This is a genomic window from Nocardia sp. NPDC004168 (genome assembly GCF_040610355.1).
Lineage (GTDB): Bacteria > Actinomycetota > Actinomycetes > Mycobacteriales > Mycobacteriaceae > Nocardia > Nocardia sichangensis.
In genome coordinates this window covers 141533-157099 of record NZ_JBEXME010000016.1, presented here as the reverse complement: position 1 = coordinate 157099, position 15567 = coordinate 141533, and the positions used below count along the sequence as shown (strand labels likewise).

The 15567-nt window shown below is 66.3% G+C and carries 16 protein-coding genes and 1 pseudogene; 6 read left to right on the top strand and 11 right to left on the bottom strand.

Features of this window, described 5'->3' with window-relative positions:
* A pseudogene (locus tag ABZW96_RS25800) lies at window positions 1-268 on the top strand (fatty acid--CoA ligase); the annotation flags it as partial.
* A gap of 145 nt (window positions 269-413) precedes the next feature.
* Here the strand turns inward: ABZW96_RS25800 and ABZW96_RS25795 are convergent.
* Entirely contained in the window at window positions 414-1157 is a 744-nt protein-coding gene (locus ABZW96_RS25795) for a GntR family transcriptional regulator (protein WP_355078195.1), read from the bottom strand.
* 139 nt (window positions 1158-1296) lie between these two features.
* On the opposite strand from ABZW96_RS25795, the gene ABZW96_RS25790 reads away from it, so the two are divergent.
* On the top strand, window positions 1297-2190 hold the full coding sequence (locus tag ABZW96_RS25790; RefSeq protein WP_355078194.1) for an NAD(P)-dependent oxidoreductase: 894 nt from the start codon (window positions 1297-1299) through the stop codon (window positions 2188-2190).
* Window positions 2187-2666, top strand: coding sequence for an SRPBCC family protein (locus ABZW96_RS25785; protein ID WP_355078193.1), 480 nt, complete (start codon window positions 2187-2189; stop codon window positions 2664-2666). Before ABZW96_RS25790 ends, ABZW96_RS25785 begins: the two co-directional genes overlap by 4 nt.
* 164 nt (window positions 2667-2830) lie before the next feature.
* On the opposite strand, the gene ABZW96_RS25780 is transcribed toward ABZW96_RS25785, so the two are convergent.
* Window positions 2831-3511: a class II aldolase/adducin family protein gene (locus tag ABZW96_RS25780; RefSeq protein WP_355078192.1), complete on the bottom strand. Its 681-nt coding sequence runs from the start codon at window positions 3509-3511 to the stop codon at window positions 2831-2833.
* Between the two features lie 161 nt (window positions 3512-3672).
* Here ABZW96_RS25780 and ABZW96_RS25775 point away from each other — a divergent pair, with 161 nt between their 5' ends.
* Window positions 3673-4032, top strand: coding sequence for a nuclear transport factor 2 family protein (locus tag ABZW96_RS25775; protein WP_355078191.1), 360 nt, complete (start codon window positions 3673-3675; stop codon window positions 4030-4032).
* Window positions 4033-4242: 210 nt separating this feature from the next.
* Here the strand turns inward: ABZW96_RS25775 and ABZW96_RS25770 are convergent, their stop codons facing one another.
* From ABZW96_RS25770 to ABZW96_RS25745, 6 genes are all read right to left on the bottom strand, one after another.
* Window positions 4243-4857 carry an IclR family transcriptional regulator gene (locus tag ABZW96_RS25770; RefSeq protein WP_355078190.1) on the bottom strand — a complete coding sequence of 205 codons (615 nt, stop codon included), beginning with the start codon at window positions 4855-4857 and terminating at the stop codon, window positions 4243-4245.
* Window positions 4858-4977: 120 nt separating this feature from the next.
* Complete coding sequence (locus ABZW96_RS25765; protein WP_355078189.1) at window positions 4978-5868, bottom strand: fumarylacetoacetate hydrolase family protein; 891 nt, start codon at window positions 5866-5868, stop codon at window positions 4978-4980.
* 181 nt (window positions 5869-6049) lie between these two features.
* Window positions 6050-6406 carry a DoxX family protein gene (locus ABZW96_RS25760; protein WP_355078188.1) on the bottom strand — a complete coding sequence of 119 codons (357 nt, stop codon included), beginning with the start codon at window positions 6404-6406 and terminating at the stop codon, window positions 6050-6052.
* 312 nt (window positions 6407-6718) lie between these two features.
* Complete coding sequence (locus tag ABZW96_RS25755) at window positions 6719-8437, bottom strand: CocE/NonD family hydrolase (protein WP_355078187.1); 1719 nt, start codon at window positions 8435-8437, stop codon at window positions 6719-6721.
* Window positions 8438-8651: 214 nt separating this feature from the next.
* A complete protein-coding gene (locus tag ABZW96_RS25750) occupies window positions 8652-9269 on the bottom strand; it encodes a TetR family transcriptional regulator (protein ID WP_355078186.1) in 618 nt (205 codons plus the stop codon).
* Window positions 9270-9461: 192 nt separating this feature from the next.
* Entirely contained in the window at window positions 9462-10238 is a 777-nt protein-coding gene (locus ABZW96_RS25745) for a helix-turn-helix transcriptional regulator (protein ID WP_355078185.1), read from the bottom strand.
* Window positions 10239-10471: 233 nt separating this feature from the next.
* Between ABZW96_RS25745 and ABZW96_RS25740 the strand changes: the two genes are divergently transcribed.
* Window positions 10472-12349 (top strand): glycosyl hydrolase 53 family protein, encoded by a 1878-nt coding sequence (locus tag ABZW96_RS25740; RefSeq protein WP_355078184.1) that lies wholly within the window; start codon window positions 10472-10474, stop codon window positions 12347-12349.
* A 48-nt stretch (window positions 12350-12397) separates the two neighbouring features.
* Here ABZW96_RS25740 and ABZW96_RS25735 read toward each other — a convergent pair whose 3' ends face one another.
* Window positions 12398-12664 carry a hypothetical protein gene (locus tag ABZW96_RS25735; protein ID WP_355078183.1) on the bottom strand — a complete coding sequence of 89 codons (267 nt, stop codon included), beginning with the start codon at window positions 12662-12664 and terminating at the stop codon, window positions 12398-12400.
* On the opposite strand from ABZW96_RS25735, the gene ABZW96_RS25730 reads away from it, so the two are divergent.
* Complete coding sequence (locus tag ABZW96_RS25730) at window positions 12647-12856, top strand: Rv1535 domain-containing protein (RefSeq protein ID WP_355078182.1); 210 nt, start codon at window positions 12647-12649, stop codon at window positions 12854-12856. The two genes, ABZW96_RS25735 and ABZW96_RS25730, sit on opposite strands and share 18 nt — an antisense overlap.
* Before the next feature lie 112 nt (window positions 12857-12968).
* On the opposite strand, the gene ABZW96_RS25725 is transcribed toward ABZW96_RS25730, so the two are convergent.
* Together ABZW96_RS25725 and ABZW96_RS25720 are read right to left on the bottom strand one after the other, a co-directional pair.
* Entirely contained in the window at window positions 12969-13397 is a 429-nt protein-coding gene (locus ABZW96_RS25725; protein WP_355078181.1) for a hypothetical protein, read from the bottom strand.
* A 95-nt stretch (window positions 13398-13492) separates the two neighbouring features.
* Window positions 13493-15286, bottom strand: a complete 1794-nt coding sequence (locus tag ABZW96_RS25720; protein WP_355078180.1) for a long-chain fatty acid--CoA ligase — start codon at window positions 15284-15286, stop codon at window positions 13493-13495.
* Between the last annotated feature and the right edge of the window lie 281 nt (window positions 15287-15567).

Below are 15567 nucleotides of genomic sequence, written 5' to 3'. Positions count from 1 at the left end.
TCCGGCGGTCGCCGAGGCCGCGGTGATCGGTGTGCCGGACCAGAAGTGGGACGAGCGTCCGTTGGTGGCGATCGTGCTGGCCGAGGGCGCCGAAGCCGAACCCGAAGAACTGCGGGAGTTCTTGGCCGACAAGTTCGCCAAATGGCAGCTGCCCGAACGGTGGACGTTCATCGCCGAGGTCCCCAAGACCAGTGTGGGCAAGTTCGACAAGAAGCGGCTACGCGCCCAGTACGCCGACGGCGACCTGGAGGTCACCACCCTGTCCTGACCCTGCTGCCCCGCGTCACCACTTCAGCATCGGCAGTGGTGACGCGGGGTGACTACGCATCCGCCGCGCGGGCTGCCGGTGCCACGGCGCGAGCCGGGCCTCGACCTCATCGAAGACCATCGGCCGCACGGCGGTTGCTCACCCGTCAGTCCGGAACGCCGACCATCTCCAGGGCCAATGGCACAGCGGTCGGCTGGTAGTCGGGCGAGGTGTCGCTCAATACTTTGAAAGCGGTGTGGGCCAAGTGACTCGCCATGCGGGCTTGGGCCGTGGCCTTGGCGCCCTCCACCAGCGCGGACAGAATCTGCGCGTGTTCATGATCGCCGGCCTTGTGCCAGCTGTTGGGCTCGCCACCCTGGTAGATCCGGATGTACCGGACACACCGGTCGGCCAGTTGACGCAACTGCTTCTGCATGGTGTCACCGGCGCCGCAGGTGATCGTGCGGTGGAACGCCGAGTGGATGACGAACCAGCGCTCGGTCTCACCTTCCTCCGCGGCCACCCGCATGGCCGCCAGTTGCTCGGTCGCGTGATCCCGGGCGGCGTCGTCGAAGCTGTCCACTGTCATGGCGACGGCCAGCGACTCGAGCACGACTCGGCTGGCATAGATCTCGTCGAGTTCACGCGGGTCGAGCATGGAGACGCGGGTGCGCTGGTTCGGTTCGATCTGGACCAGGCCCTCCTCCTGCAGCATCCGCAGCACCTCGCGCAACGGCGTGCGACTGACACCGAGCTGCTCGGCCAGCGACACCTGAGAGAGCTTCGTCCCAGGCCGCAGCGTGCCGTCGAGAATCCTTTCGCGCAGGTAGGCGTGTACATACGGGATAGCTTGGCGTGCCTCGGGTAGTTCCACCCTGGTGATGTGCGGGACGAGCACTTTGCGACTCATACCCCTAGCGTAAGCGATGTGTATACATATTCCTTCTCTTTCGGATGTCGGCCGCGTAAACTGCATACAGTATTTCGGAGTCGTGGCGTCGACGAAGGCGTCCCCTCCCCCGCGCGAAACCCGTGAGGACGTGACCAGTGTGAGAATTATCGGAGTCATCGGACTGGGCAAGATGGGCCTGCCGATCGCTGAGAACTTGCTGGCCCGGGGGTTCGACGTCGTGGGGTACCGGCGCAGCATCGAGTGTCCCGAGCTCGAGGCCGCGGGCGGCACCGTCGCGTCGTCGCCGGCGGAACTGGCCACCTCGTGCGAGGTCATCGTGTCGATCCTGCCGACCGCGGATGACGTCGAGCGCGTGGTCAGCGGACCCGAGGGCACGCTGTCGACGATGCGCCCCGGAGCGATCCACCTCGAGATGAGCACGATTCCGGTGACGCGCAAGCTCGCATTGATGCGTCAGCTCCAGCATGTCGGGGCCACCATGCTCGACTGTCCGATCAGCGGCAGCCCCGGAATGGTCGGCCCGCGGCTGGCCAGGATCTTCGCCTCCGGAGCGGCGGAGGCGATCGATCGAGTCGCCGACGTCTTGGACGCCATCTCGGGGCCCTGGGTCAGAACCGGCGACTTCGGGACCGGCACCCACCTGAAGTACATCTCCTCCATGCTGGTGGCGACCCATACGGTCGCGGCCGCGGAAGCGATCGCGCTGGCCCGCCGCGACAACTTGGACCTCGAGATGGTCCAGTGCGCCCTGGAGACGTCCATCGCGGGCTCGGCGCTGCTCGAGCAGCGAGGTCCCGTGATGGCGCAACGCTCATGGCTGCCCGCTCCCGGGCCCATCGCGACGCTGCACGAGATCCTCGACCAGATCGAGGCGCACCTGCACGAGGTCGGCGAGCATCGGCCGGTGTTCGAGGCGGCCAAAGCGGTCTTCGACCAGGCCTTGGCCGACGGTTGGGGAGAACTCGATATAGCCAGCGTGCACGACCAGATCTCCGCCCAGAACGCACTCGCACAGGACGTCACCAAATGATCTACGTCACTCACCGTCTCCCGGTCAACGAGACCGGCGAGCCGACGCTCGATCGGACCGCCGTGTGGCAGGGCCTGGTCATGAAGGCCGACAACGCGCTGCCCTTCGTGCCGGCCATGTCCCACTGCCTCGTCACCGCTCGCCTCGATGACGTGACGTTCGAGCGCGAGATCGAGCTGTTCGGCGACCGCTATTCCGAGCGAGTCAGCCTCCAGCCGCAGCAGCGGGTGATTTTCACGCGCATCTCGGGGCCGGTCCTCGGCACGATCGTCAACGACATCGAGGAAGACGAGGGGGAGCTGTTCCTCCGGTTCAGCTTCGCGCTGGTGCTCGAAGGCTTACACAGTGGTTCTCCCGAGGAGGCGGCGTACGCCGAGGAAATGACGACGCAGTACATAGCGGCGGTCGGCGCAACGCTCGCGGCCATCCGTCGGGTCGCCGGTGGAGAAGCGTCCGTCACGCTGCCCATAAGCTGACGTCCGGACCGTGGGCGACGAGCCCCGCGTTCCGGCGCGGGGCCGTGCGCCTGGTCGGGGTACGCACACGCCCGAATTCGCTTCCACCGCAACCTGATCCAGTCCGGTCGGCATGGCGACGGAGTTCAGCGGCGTCGAGCCTTGGGTGGCATACGCGCGTGGGATCATCGGGCGGCGCGCGTCGTCGCCGCTTTGCGCAGCAGGTGTGCCCCCAGTCTGGGCAGTAGCTCGTGTTTGACGGCTTGCCATGAGCGAACCTCTTCCGCCGACATGGCGGCGACTGGTGCGTCCCTCGTCTCGAGCCAGACGGTGCACGCGGCGGCAAGCACCGACATGGTGGCGACTGCGGTGGCGGGGTCGGCTGCCATCGTGATCGCGCCGTTGCCGCGCAGAATGAGCGCGTCCGACGCGCCGATCGCCTCGGCGAGTCGCAGGCCGCGGTCGGCTTCGCGGACCAGTAGCGCGGAGGGGTACACCGGCACGGAATCGCCCAGCCAGCACGCCTGGCCGTGGGTCGGGGCGATGCGGTCGGCGAGCATGCCGACAGCCAGCGATGCCGCCGGCTGGGCCCGCGCGATCGCTCCGGTCGCCGGGAAACGGTGGTAGAGGGCCAAATGGGCCCACGCCTCGGCCGGGCATCCGGGTGGCAAAGACGTCGCGTTCAACGGGACACGGATGCAGTTCGACGCCTCGACGGTCTCGAGATCCGCGGCAGGTGTGATCACCATGTGGCCGAACTCCCTGGCGGATACATGCCCGAACGCGTCGACCAGCCCCATGGTGGCCATGGCGCGCGCCGCGTCGGAAACCTGGACTTCGATGGGTTGGGTGGTGGAAAAGCTCACCGGATAACTGTATGCACTTTTTAGCCTGAGCGCCAAGCGCGGGGCGAAAATCGACGCTTCGGGGAGTTCATTCCGCAAAGCGGAATTTGTGCTCAGGGAGATGGCCGGACGTGACTGGATCGGGTCAATGTGTATGCAGTTCATCTCGAAAGGATCCAATTATGGCCAGCGCTTTGACCGCCGCCGTGTTCCACGCGGTCGACACTCTCGACTCGAAGGCCTTTGCGGGGCTTTTCGCCCATGATGGCAAGACCACCTTCGGCAACGGCCCCGTTCTCGAGGGCCGCGAGGCGGTCGAGGCGGGTACTGTCGGCTTCTTCGGCATGCTCAGTGGGATGCACCACGAGATCGTCCACGAGTGGGTCGTGGGCAACGACACCATCGTCGAGCTGGTTGTCACCTATGCGCGTAAAGATGGCCGAGAGGTCTCCATCCCGGTGGTGTCGATCTGGACTGTCGGTGACAGCGGCCTGATCGATAGCTATCGTGTCTTCTTCGACGTGGCCCCGGTTTTCGCGTGACCAAGCCGACGTGACCAGGACGTGTCGCGGTCGTCACCGGAGGCGCCGCCGACCGGTGCCGACCGCACCGCCGCGACCGACTATGGGCCGGTCCGGACCGCCGGGTTCATGGCGGGGCGCAAGGCCTGGCCGCGGTCGGTCAGCCGATAGGACTGCGGCCGGGGGAGTGCGTCAACGCTGGAGTGACCAGCGCGAGGCGAGCCCCGACTCTCAGGCGAAGTTCTCGGCGATCGCGGACGCGGTCGCCCGGACGTCGGGTACGAGGTCGACGAGGTGCCTGCGGCTGGAGCCCGCCGAAGGGCACGCCAACACGACCGCGGCGATGACCATGCCGGGCCGGGTGGTGACCGGGACGCCGACGGCGTTCACGCACTGCTCGTTCGTCTCCAGGCAGAGGGCATAACCCTGCCTGCGGACGACACCGAGTTCACGACGGAGCGCGACGAGCTCACGCGTCGAACCATCACGCATTCGGACGTGGCGGTCGGGGTAGAGCGCGACCAGTTCGCTGTCGGGAAGCTGGGCCAGGAGCACCTTGCCGCCCGATGTGGTGTGTGCGGGCAGCAAGTGCCCGACACGACTCCGGACGCGGTGGGCACGGCTGCTCTCGACGCCGTCGATGAACCGGCAGCCGTTGCCCTCCAGAGTCACCAGGAAAGTCGTACAGCCCGACCGCCGCGAAAGGTCGGCCAGATAGGGATGGCCGAGGACGCCGAGGTCGTGTGGTGGCTCGGCGCCCCACCGGAATTGCGTCAGCCGTGGTCCCGGCAGGTAGGCGCGTTTGCGGTCCTGTTCGGCGAACCGGTGCCGCTTGAGGGTGGACAACAGCCGCGCAACCTACCGTTCTCGCGCAGAGCGACGAGGAGCGTGAGCACGTTCTCGGCCGAAGAGATCGACTCGTGGGATGGCATGGTCCCTGCCCTCATCGACGATGGACGCTCCCGGTCATGCCGCGACCATTCTGTTCTCGAGTCGACCGAGGCCGTCGATCTCGCTGACGACCAGGTCGCCGGCGTTGAGGAAAGTCTTGCGCGGCAGGCCGACACCGGCCGGCGTACCGGTCAGGATGACGTCACCCGGCTCGAGGGTCAGCACGCGGCTCGCGGCGGCGATCAACCGCGGCACCGTGATCACCATGTCGGCGGTGGACGCTTCCTGCTTGATCTCCCCGTTGACCGTCAGCCGAAGCGTGAGGTCGTGCGGATCGCCGATTTGCCAGCTGGGCACGAGTCCGGGCCCCAATGGGCACGACCCGTCGAATGCCTTGTGCTGAAACCAGTCCCAGCCGAATGGTGCGAGGACCGCGTCTTTCCTCGGGAAAAGTCCCCGAGCGGACAGGTCGTTGGCGACCGTGTAGCCCGCCACGTGATCGAGGGCCGCGCGCTCATCGATATCGTGACCGCCCGCGCCGATGACGACGGCCAACTCGACCTCCCAGTCCACGTCGGCGCGTTCCGGCAGACGCACGTCGTCGTGCGCGCCCAGGACCGTCGTGGTGGGTGGCTTGAGGAAGAAGAAGGGCTCACCGTCCGGATCCGGACGCTGCGTGCCCATCTCCTCCGCGTGTCCGTAGTAGTTCGCCCCGGCACAGATGACCTTGCGGGGGTAGGTGAGAGGTGCGACGAGTTCGACATCCGGTATGACCTCGAGCGCCGAGGGCTGGAAGTTCCGGAGCAGGGGCGTGAACTCGGCCCACCGATCGACAACTTCCAACAAAGTGAGACCCGATAGCGGCTCCGGCGCCCGGCCGACTTCGCCGTCGGCGAGCACGCCGACACTCGGCTGCGCTCGGTTGCTCCCGACGAACTGGACTAGACACCACTGGCGCGACGACATGAAAACCCCTTAGGAATCAAGAACTCGCTAAAGTGCACACACTTTTGCGGCGGATGTCAAGCCGGGCCGCTCGACAGGCTCGCTACTCCGGAGCCCGTGCGCAATGGCGGTGGAGTGCGGGCGCTGCGTCACGTCGAACGGCCGCGACGGTCCGCTCGTAGTCCAGCGTCGGGTACGCGCCTCACGAAACTGCCTGTTGCCCAACCAAAATCAGATACGCGACCGCGACGGCAGCGATCGCTATCGCTGGGATCAGCTGCGCGAACCGGTCGCGAACGCGGAGGTGGCCGATAGCGGCGCCGACCATCAGCGCCACGATGCCCACTGCGGCGAGGGCGCCGACGGCGGGGATCGTCAGCCCCAGAAGTACTCCGATCGCACCGAGCAACTCCAAGGCCCCGATACCGCGGAAGGCGTTGACGCTGAATCCGAGGTGCGCCGCGGTGTCGCGTTGGAAGCTGACGGCCAGGGTCATGGTTGTACCGGCCCCTAGCAGAACGATCGCGAGCAAAGCTGCGAGGATGGTTGTTGCGGTCATGGCGATCTCCTGTTTTCGATGTCGAGAATTGGTCCCTGGATGTCAGGGCGGTGGGCATAGCTGAGTGCTGTCTGCCTCATATGAGGCTCGAATGCAGCCCCGCGGTTCGGGGGTGGGGCTGACGCCGACGATCTGGATCTCGCCGATGTCGACGGCTCCGTCCAGCGGTTCGGCGCGGGCCTGCCCTCAGGTCCGGGGCCGCCAGCCGCAGGTGATATGGGTGGCTCGAGATGCCACCCGGTACAGGTGTGCTCTTGCCGAGTCCGGTCGTAGACGAGGGGAGCGCGGGGCGAATTGTCGGGCCGTCCCTGTTCACTCTCCTTCCAGGATCGGCAGGAGCAGACGTGATCTGGAGTGCACCGTATTGACGCTCGGGCTGCCGACGGGGGCGTGACTGAACAGCAGCATGGGGCGGAAGTCCTCGCGGCTGTCGTCGCTTGTGAGGATGAGCCGGATGCGGTGCCCGCGGCGGAATCGGCGGGCGTTGGCCACCAGCGGGATGCGGTAGTCGACCGGCTCCCCCGCAGGGACGGGCTCCCACGTCCTCATCGGGAGGACGGGCCTGCCCGTCGCGCTCGCGTCCTCGTCGACATAGCGCATGCCGGCTCGCAGCCAGCCTTGGGTGACGTCGATGGCTTTGCCGTCCGGTCCGACGTCTTGCAGGAGCAGGATCCATCCCGTGTCGGCCGCACTGCTGGTGGCGGTGAGCCGTAGCTCGGGGTGACCGACCATGTCGAGGTCGCCGAGAAGGGGATCGCTGGTCCAACTCAGTTCTGCGGGCATGGCGTTCGCGCCGTCCGTGGCGTAGCTGCGCTCGCCCGGTTGCTCGTCGCCGGTGAGGGAGCCGTCGGAGTTGAGCGACAAGGCCATGTGCGTCGCAGGCGGGGGCCAGGAGTCGGCGGTGAGCCACCGTTCGGCCCCGGGCAGCCAGTAGCGGATGGCGGGGCCTTCGAGAATGCCGGTGTCCCGCCCCTTGAGCCAGTGGTCGAACCAGGCGAGGGCCTCGATGTGCATGCTCTCCCATGGCCAGGGCAAGCTGTGCTCCCCGAGCATGGTCATGCGCACGTGCGGGTTGTGGGCGAGGGCCTTCCAGGCTTGGAAGAGGCCGGGTAGATGCAGGGGGACGTTGGACCACTCGCCGCCGAGGTAGACGGGGATGTCGACGCGGGACAACAGTTCGGTCAGGTCGCGGTCGTCCCACCACGCATCCCGGGTGGGGTGTTCGGCGGTCACCGCGTTCAACAGGGCCTCCCATGGGTGGGCATCGTGGCGGAAGCGGCTGACCAGCCGCAGGCCGAGAGTCGCCTGGACGCCGTCGGTGTGCCTGAACCGGCGGTGGACGGCGGGAATCGCGAGAATTCTGCGCAGGAGGCGGGACAGGCCCTTGCGGTAGAGAGAGTCGCCGTGGGCGGACAGGACGCCTAGCGCACGGAACCACGGGGTGATGAAAGCCTGGCTCAACAGGCCGTTGTGGTAAGAGGCTTCCCAGGCCTGAACGGTGACATTGAACGGGAACAGGGCCTCGAGATGAGGTGGGCGCTGGGTGGCCGCCGCCATCTGGGTCATGGCGTAGTAGCTGATGCCGATCATGCCCACGTTGCCGTCGCACCACGGCTGCCCCGCGACCCACTCGACCAGGTCGAACAGGTCCTGGCGCTCCTGCTCGTCGAAAAAGGTGTAGGTGCCGTCCGAGCCCACAGTGCCACGAAGGTTGGCGATGACATGGGCGTAGCCGCGTGGAACCCAGAAGTCGGTGGTGCCTGCCTCGATGACCGCCGCAGGGGCGCCGAGGTCCTGGAGTTGGCGGGGATAGGGTGCCGCCGCGATGAGCGCGGGAAATCTCCCGTCGGCGTCGGGGCGGTGAATGTCGGCCAGCAGCCTGGTGCCGTCACGGACCAGGACAGGCACATTGTTCTCGCGGGTCGTCCCGTGGAGAGCGGGGGACAGGTCGCGATACTCGCGACCTGTGGTCTGCGGTCCGTTCAACTGACGCTGACCGGGCTCCGCACCGGCTGCTCTTACCCGAGCCACGGCATCCTCATTTCCACATATACAGAAATTAACGGGCTCACGGTACGCCCGGCGCCCCGCTACAGGCAAGAGCAATTTCCATACATGCTGAAATATCTGTCGTCGGCGGCCCGCGCGCCGCGCTCGGCGGGGCGAACGGTGATGAGCATGGTGCGGCCGCCGGCGTACTCGACCGCGGCGCCGACCGACTCATCCCTGCGGGGTCATCCGCCGCTCAGACGGTTTCCGAAACATCCACGCCCAGGGGACCGGTGAGGTAGTGCTGCACGGTCGGCCCGATCAGGCGGACGACCTGCTCCGTGTGCAGATCGGCGATGCTGTCGAGGGCCCAGACGTAACGCGTCATGGCCAGTCCCACGATCTGAGTGGCCACCAAGTCCGCCCGCAGGCCGGCCTCGTCGTCGGGAAGGCTCGCCGACACCACCTGCAAGACAAGATCGGAGAAGACGGCGCGGAGGCGCTCCATGGCGAAGGGCTCGTGACTCGCGGCGAGGATGATCGACCGCAGAATCTCCGAGGTCGCCGGATCGTCCCACATGCGCAGCGCCGCCTCGACAAAGGCTCGTCCGCGCTCCTCCAGTGGCACTCGAGCGGCCTCCCCGATTGCCGCACCAAAGGATTCCGGCGGCTCCAGCGCCGCCTTCAGCAGTCCCATCTTGTTGGAGAAGTAGTAGTTCACCAGGGTGGGGTCCACTTCGGCTGCCTTCGCCACGGCTCGCAACGAGGTTCCGCTGTAACCTCGCTCGGCGAAGGACTTACGCGCCGTTGCGAGGATGCGGTCCGCCTGCGCGCCACGTTCGCCCCGAGGCCCCCGCCCCGCTCGTGCCACCATGTTCCACCGTCTCCTCTGCCGGTTCCGCACTTCCCGACTGCGTGCGACCAAGTTTCCACACACACTGAAATCTGTTTCAGCCTACCGGGCAATTCAGCCCCCGGTCCCGCGGGAGGCTTCCCACAGCCGTCCGAGCACCGCGAGAGAAAGTGACCCGTATGGCCGCGACGGCCTTCGAAGGGTGTCCTACCGCTATCGCTGCTGTCCGGGCGTAGGGGGAATAAGGTTGAGGGCTTGGGCCTTTCGCAGCGCTGCGATGCGATCGTGCACACCGAGCTTGCGGTAGAGGTTCTCGGTATGTTTCGTCACCGTCGCCGCCTTGATCCCGAGTCGGGTGCCGATGGCATGCGCGGTAAGGCCGTCGCACAGGAGCGCGAGCACCGCCGACTCCCGGAGAGTGATCTTGTACTCCGCGGGATCCGCGCGCATCGTGTGGTGCGCGAAGGCTGCCGCCTCGTGCGCTTCGACCGTGTCGAGCAGCGACCTGGCGAGCACGGCGTATTCGAGATCCCGGTCGCTGAACCCGCCACCGCTGCGGCTCATGATGACGCCGCGGATCCGGCCGGGTTCGGAACTCAACGGCAACGCCAGCTGGCGGTCGATGCCGATGGCATCCTTTCCTGCCCGGTATGCCTCACCCTTCCACCAGCGATCGTCGGCTACCTCATCCATCGTCAGCGGGGTTTTGTCTCGCGTCAGCGCATAATGCCGAAGCAGGGGGTGAGACCGCATATGCGCGTGGATCAGTGCGTCGAGCGGTGCCTCGTGTAGCCAGTCCGGCGATCCGGTGAGCGCATGGCCGGTTCCTGCCCGCCAGTTCAGGTCGATGAGAACCGCCAAGTCGCACGGTAGATCGGCGGTCAAGCGTTCCATCAGCAGCGGCCAGACCCGCACCGGCTCCTTCTCGGTGATGATCTGCAATGCGAGATCGTGGATGCGTTTGGCGTCTCCCCCTGGCACAGCGTCCATTCCAGCATTGTGCAGCACCGGTTCCCGGAGATCGGCTCGAGCTGAGAACGATATACGAAGTTCTTCGTATATCCGCCTTGGAGCACCGAAATTATCGTTGGTCTCCGTAAGTATCCGGCGGACCGCCCCTTTGGATCGACACGGCGTCGGCCGCATCGAAGGATGGTTCGCCCGGGAAGCGGACCAGGAAGCACGCTGCACCGGAAGCGCGCGCAAGTTTGCCGGGGGAATGTATGCGAACATTTGTCGTCAATCTCGATCGTGACACCGAGCGACTGACCGTGATCTCCGAGAATCTGGCGCGCCACGGGATGCTCTTCGAGCGGTGGCCTGCCACCGACGGGCGGACGCTGGATTTCGATCGTCCGGAGCAGGGCGAAGTTGTCCAGGACTTCGGCCGCTGGGCGTCGCTGGAGGCTGCCTGCGGGATCAGTCATATCAGGCTCTGGCGCCATATCGTCGACCACGGGATTCCGTGGGCGATCGTGCTCGAGGACGACGCCGAGCTGATCTCTCCGCTACCCCACGACGTCGACGAGTGGGGACTCCCTCCGGACTGTGATCTCGTCTTTCTGAGCAGCAGGGCCACACCGGGCCGGATTCGTTCGACCAGCGGCAGGTTCTCCTACGCTGACCTGATCGGCGGGGCCGGTACCGAGGGGTATCTCGTCGGACTCGCGGGTGCGGTCAAACTCCTGCAGATCATGACTCCACTCAAGGATCCGCTCGACTTCCAGATGTACGCCCATGCGGAGTCCGTACAGCGACACGATGCGTTCCCTTACTTCTGGAAACTGCCCATCAATCCGGCCGCGGCGCATGTGCGGCTCGACGCCTACCGCCTCGTTCCCGATGTCGTACGCCATACCGGAGCGGAATCCAGTATCGGGAACAGCCGCCATCCCAGAGCCAGATTCTACTGTCGGCTGCTTCTCGGGCTGGACTTCGCCGACGGAGGATACGGATCGGGCGGCTACACGAACATTCGAGCCGAGTCGGCCCGGCACACTGGCGATTTCGCCGCACGACGACCATCCCGGCACGTCACCGACTTCTTTCACGGAGTCGACTTGTCGCATTGCCCGGGTGGGCGCGCGTACGAGGTCGCGACGACACTCGCCGACCACGGAGTGAACAGCGTTCGCCTGAGCGTATGGGTCGACGACAACTCGCCGATGAACCTCGAGCACGCCATCGGCTTGGCTCAGGCCGCTCGATCCGCCGGACTCGCGATATGTCTCACTCTGCACTATTCCGACACCTGGGCGGATCCGGGTAAACAGTGCAAGCCACGGGCGTGGGCATCGCTGCCGATCCGGACGCTGATCGAGGAAGTTCGCCGCTACACCGCACACACCCTCACCGAGTTCCGCCGTCATGACATCCAGCCGGCCATGGTGCAAGTCGGCAACGAAATCACCAACGGGATGTTGTGGGCGGAGCCGGGCCAGGATCCACGCAGCGGCGCGCGGCTACACCCGGAAGACGGCGTCGAGAGCGACTGGAATTCAGCCGATCAATGGGTGATTCTGTCCGAACTCTTGCGCGCGGCGACGATGGGCGTGCGGGAAACCGCCGATTCCACCCTCATCTCTGTTCATCTCGACCGCGGCGCCGACGTCGAGGGCGCCGAGTGGTGGTTGCGGTACGCGGACCATTTCGACGTCGACTACGACGCCGTGTCGCTGTCGTTCTATCCACTGGCACATCACGACGCTACGATTTCGCGGCTGCGCCGAATCGAATCCCTCTGCGCATCGCGACCGCACAAGAGCGTGTTGATCGGCGAGACTGCGTATCCCTTCAGACCGATCGCGGGGAACGACCGTACCTACACCGACATCGAGCGGGAGTTCTCCTTCGACGCGCGCGGCCAGCACGAATACCTCAGATCCGCTCTGCGAACCATTGGAAACCTGTCGACAGGATGCGGACTGTTCTGGTGGGGAGCATGTTTCATCGACGACAGCGTCGAGCGGTCCGTCGACTACTTTCGCGCCCACGCCCTCTTCGACGCCGATTGGCGCCCTCTTCCTGCGCTCTCGGCCTTCAAGGAGAATCCGGGGTCGAGGGCCAACACACTCATAGCCGAAGCCGCCGGGCCACGTTAGTGCCGTACGCCACGCTCGACCGGACAGCCCCAGGCCCGAGCGCTGGATCTAGGCCTCTTCGAGGGCTTCGCCGATTTGGTGAGCGACGCGATTGTGCTGGTCCTGCGCCAGCCAGTGACCGGCCGCGAGGACCACCGCAACGGGCCATTCGATGATCTCCGCCGCAGCCAGCGCGCCGAGCGCACCGTAGTACGCCAACTGTTCGGGTCGAGGGATGCGGACCCGGCCCACTACCGGCAGTTCCACCGCGAAACCCTGCGCGGCCAGCACGCGATCTACGGCATTCCGGTGGCCGGTATGCGATTTTTCGGCCATTTTTTACCTTCCGGTAAGAGTGTGTTGGATAGGTCGATGCCTGGCATCCGCACGGTGTCCAGTGTGATGACAAATGGTGCAGGCGGCGGCTCCGATCAGCTGACGGGCGCGCTGACGCAGGTTCTGGCCGTGCCGTTGCGTGAGCTGTACGCAGTGCTGTGGCGCCTCGGGGTCGTCGAGATCGTCGACTGATCACTCCGTTGCCGACCGCCCGCGGCGAACAGCCACGGGGCATGTCGGCGACAGCGGTCGACAACGCCTGCCGCCGACCCACCGGGGCGTACCGCAGGTCCACGTGCCACGACTAATGCATGCTCGGCGAGCGCTGCGTCCGGCCCGCGCTCTCCGGCGCGGGAATCGCACGCTCGTCGTCTCGGCGGGCCGACTGGCCGCTCTGCGCGTGCGGCTCGGGGCGCCCGGCGCGATCACCGGCCTCGGGCGGCGGCAGCCTGCCCGATCGCTGCCCGAGCTTCTGAACCACCAAGGTAGCGCCGCCGACACCCAGCAGCACCGGCCAGTCCACCAGACCCGTGGCACCGATCGCCACCAAAGTCAGTGCCGCCGCCGGTGTCGAGTGGCTGCCGCTGCCGAGCCCCTTCTTCACGCCGATCGCGGCACCTTGGATGCCGCCGATCACACCGTTGACAGCGGCGCCGCCCACGGCGCCTGCCGCGGCCGTCGTCGCGCCGGCCGTCCGGGCGATCATGTCCACCACGCCTTCGGAAATCTTCATGGGTCACTCCGTTGCGTTCACCATTTGGACACCTACGAGCAAACCAAAGTTTACCTCTGGCGAGAAGTTGGAGCGGGTGTTGCGTCAGTCCGCGATCACTCGCTGTATATCGCGCTGACCTCTGCGGCGAAGTCGCGGAGTACGAGGTTGCGTTTGAGCTTCAACGATGGGGTGACATATCCGCTGTCCTCGGTCAGCTGGGTGTGCAGCAGGCGGAATTTGCGGACGGCCTCGGCGCGCGACACGGCTCGGTTGCCGTCGTCGACAGCGGCCTGGACAGCGGCCAGTAGATCGGGGTCCGCGGCGAGATCGTCGACACTGGCGTCCTGGGGTTTGTCATGCAGCTGTTTCCACAGGGGGAAGTGCTCATCGTCGATGGTCACCAGGCAACCGACGAACGGTTTGCCGTCGCCTACGACGATCACCTCACCGATGATGGCGTGGGCGCGGATGCGGTCTTCGATCACCGCGGGAGCCACGTTCTTACCGGCGGCGGTCACGATGATCTCCTTCTTGCGCCCGATGATGGTGAGGTACCCGTCGTCATCGAGAGTGCCGAGGTCGCCTGTGGCGAACCAACCCTCGCGGAACGACTCGGCGGTGGCACGCGGATTGTTCCAATACCCGGTGAACACGTTCGGTCCGCGCAACAGGATCTCGCCGTCCTCATCGATCCGGACCGAGGAGCCCGGGAGCGGTTGGCCGACCGTGCCTATCTTCGGCCGGTCGTCCGGATTGAACGTGGCGGCCGCGCATGTCTCGGTCAGCCCGTAGCCCTCCAACACGGTGAATCCCACTCCACGGTAGAAATTGCCGAGGCGTTCCCCGAGTGGCGCTCCGCCGGATATGGCGTGCGTGGCGCGGCCGCCCAGCGCGGCGCGCAGCCGCCGGTAGACCAGCCGGTCGAACAGCGCATGCCGGATCCGCAGCGAGAGCGGTATGTGCCCGGCGCCCCGGGCCCGGCCGTAGTCGATGGCGGTCGTGGCTGCCAGATCGAAGACGCGCTCGCGGTGGGCGAGTTCCGCTCGAGCGCGTGCGGTGTTGTACACCTTCTCGAAGACTCGTGGCACGCCCAGGATCAACGTCGGCCGGAATGCGCCGAGTTCGGCGGTGACATCTTTGACATCGCTGACGTTCGCGATATCGACCGGGACGTAGGCCGCCGCGACTTCGGCGATTCGGCCGAGCACATGTGCCAGCGGCAGGAACAACAGCACCGAGGACTCTCCGGTGCGGAACAGCGTCGGCATCCGGGCGGTGATGTTGCCGAGTTCGGCGAGGAAGTTGCCGTGGGTCAGCTGACACCCTTTCGGGCGGCCGGTGGTACCGGAGGTGTACACGATCGTCGCAGGCACGTCGGCCGCTACGGCGGCCCGGCGCTCCACGACGGTGGCGTCGCTGATCCGTGCGCCCTCCGCCGTCAGGTTCGCTATGGCGTCGGCCTCGATCTGCCAGCTGTGCGTCAATTTCGGCAATTGGTCGCGTACTGCGGCGACCACGGCCGTGTGGTGATCGGTCTCTGTGACGATGGCGGACGCGCCGGAGTCGGACACGATCCACTGCACTTGTTCGGACGAAGAAGTTTCATAGACGGGGACCGAAATCGCGCCCGCGTACCAGATCGCGAAGTCCAGCAACGTCCACTCGTACCGCGTGCGGGACATGATGGCCACGCGATCGCCTGCCTGGATGCCGTTGGCGATCAGTCCTTTCGCCGTCGCCCACGCCGCGGCGCGGAACTGGGCGGCGGTCACATCCTGCCAGCGGCCGCCTACCTTGCGGGAGATGACGGTCAGATCGGGGTACCGCTCGGCGTTACGTTCGATCAAGTCGGTGAGGTTCGCCTCGGCGGGCACCTGGTACAGAGCCGGCAGTCCGAATTCCCGCATGATCGGTCCTCCTCGGCGCTGCCGGAGGGCGCACGATGCGCTCGACCTAGGTGAGCCGCGCACTACCGAGTATGGTCCGCGGCGCATCGATGCGGCGATGGACGTTGGCAGTCGCGCGTAAGGACATAGGTCCTCTTCAGTGCTGAGTGGTAGGCCCACGACGCCGCACGCCCAGGTTCTGGGTAGCCGGTGACGTGCCAGAGTGCCCGCTGTTCGGTGACCTTCGGCCGTCACCTGCGCCACTGGTTCGCGCGATGCTGAATCCAGGCGAAAGCGGGCCT

Excerpts from the sequence above, each read along its gene's own strand:
- ABZW96_RS25795 (WP_355078195.1), bottom strand. The coding sequence starts at position 1,157 with ATGAGTCGCAAAGTGCTCGTCCCGCACATCACCAGGGTGGAACTACCC.
- ABZW96_RS25720 (WP_355078180.1), bottom strand. The coding sequence starts at position 15,286 with ATGCGGGAATTCGGACTGCCGGCTCTGTACCAGGTGCCCGCCGAGGCG.
- ABZW96_RS25775 (WP_355078191.1), top strand. The coding sequence starts at position 3,673 with ATGGCCAGCGCTTTGACCGCCGCCGTGTTCCACGCGGTCGACACTCTC.
- ABZW96_RS25735 (WP_355078183.1), bottom strand. The coding sequence starts at position 12,664 with ATGGCCGAAAAATCGCATACCGGCCACCGGAATGCCGTAGATCGCGTG.
- ABZW96_RS25730 (WP_355078182.1), top strand. The coding sequence starts at position 12,647 with ATGCGATTTTTCGGCCATTTTTTACCTTCCGGTAAGAGTGTGTTGGAT.
- ABZW96_RS25745 (WP_355078185.1), bottom strand. The coding sequence starts at position 10,238 with ATGGACGCTGTGCCAGGGGGAGACGCCAAACGCATCCACGATCTCGCA.
- ABZW96_RS25765 (WP_355078189.1), bottom strand. The coding sequence starts at position 5,868 with ATGTCGTCGCGCCAGTGGTGTCTAGTCCAGTTCGTCGGGAGCAACCGA.
- ABZW96_RS25760 (WP_355078188.1), bottom strand. The coding sequence starts at position 6,406 with ATGACCGCAACAACCATCCTCGCAGCTTTGCTCGCGATCGTTCTGCTA.
- ABZW96_RS25785 (WP_355078193.1), top strand. The coding sequence starts at position 2,187 with ATGATCTACGTCACTCACCGTCTCCCGGTCAACGAGACCGGCGAGCCG.
- ABZW96_RS25725 (WP_355078181.1), bottom strand. The coding sequence starts at position 13,397 with ATGAAGATTTCCGAAGGCGTGGTGGACATGATCGCCCGGACGGCCGGC.
- ABZW96_RS25750 (WP_355078186.1), bottom strand. The coding sequence starts at position 9,269 with ATGGTGGCACGAGCGGGGCGGGGGCCTCGGGGCGAACGTGGCGCGCAG.
- ABZW96_RS25740 (WP_355078184.1), top strand. The coding sequence starts at position 10,472 with ATGCGAACATTTGTCGTCAATCTCGATCGTGACACCGAGCGACTGACC.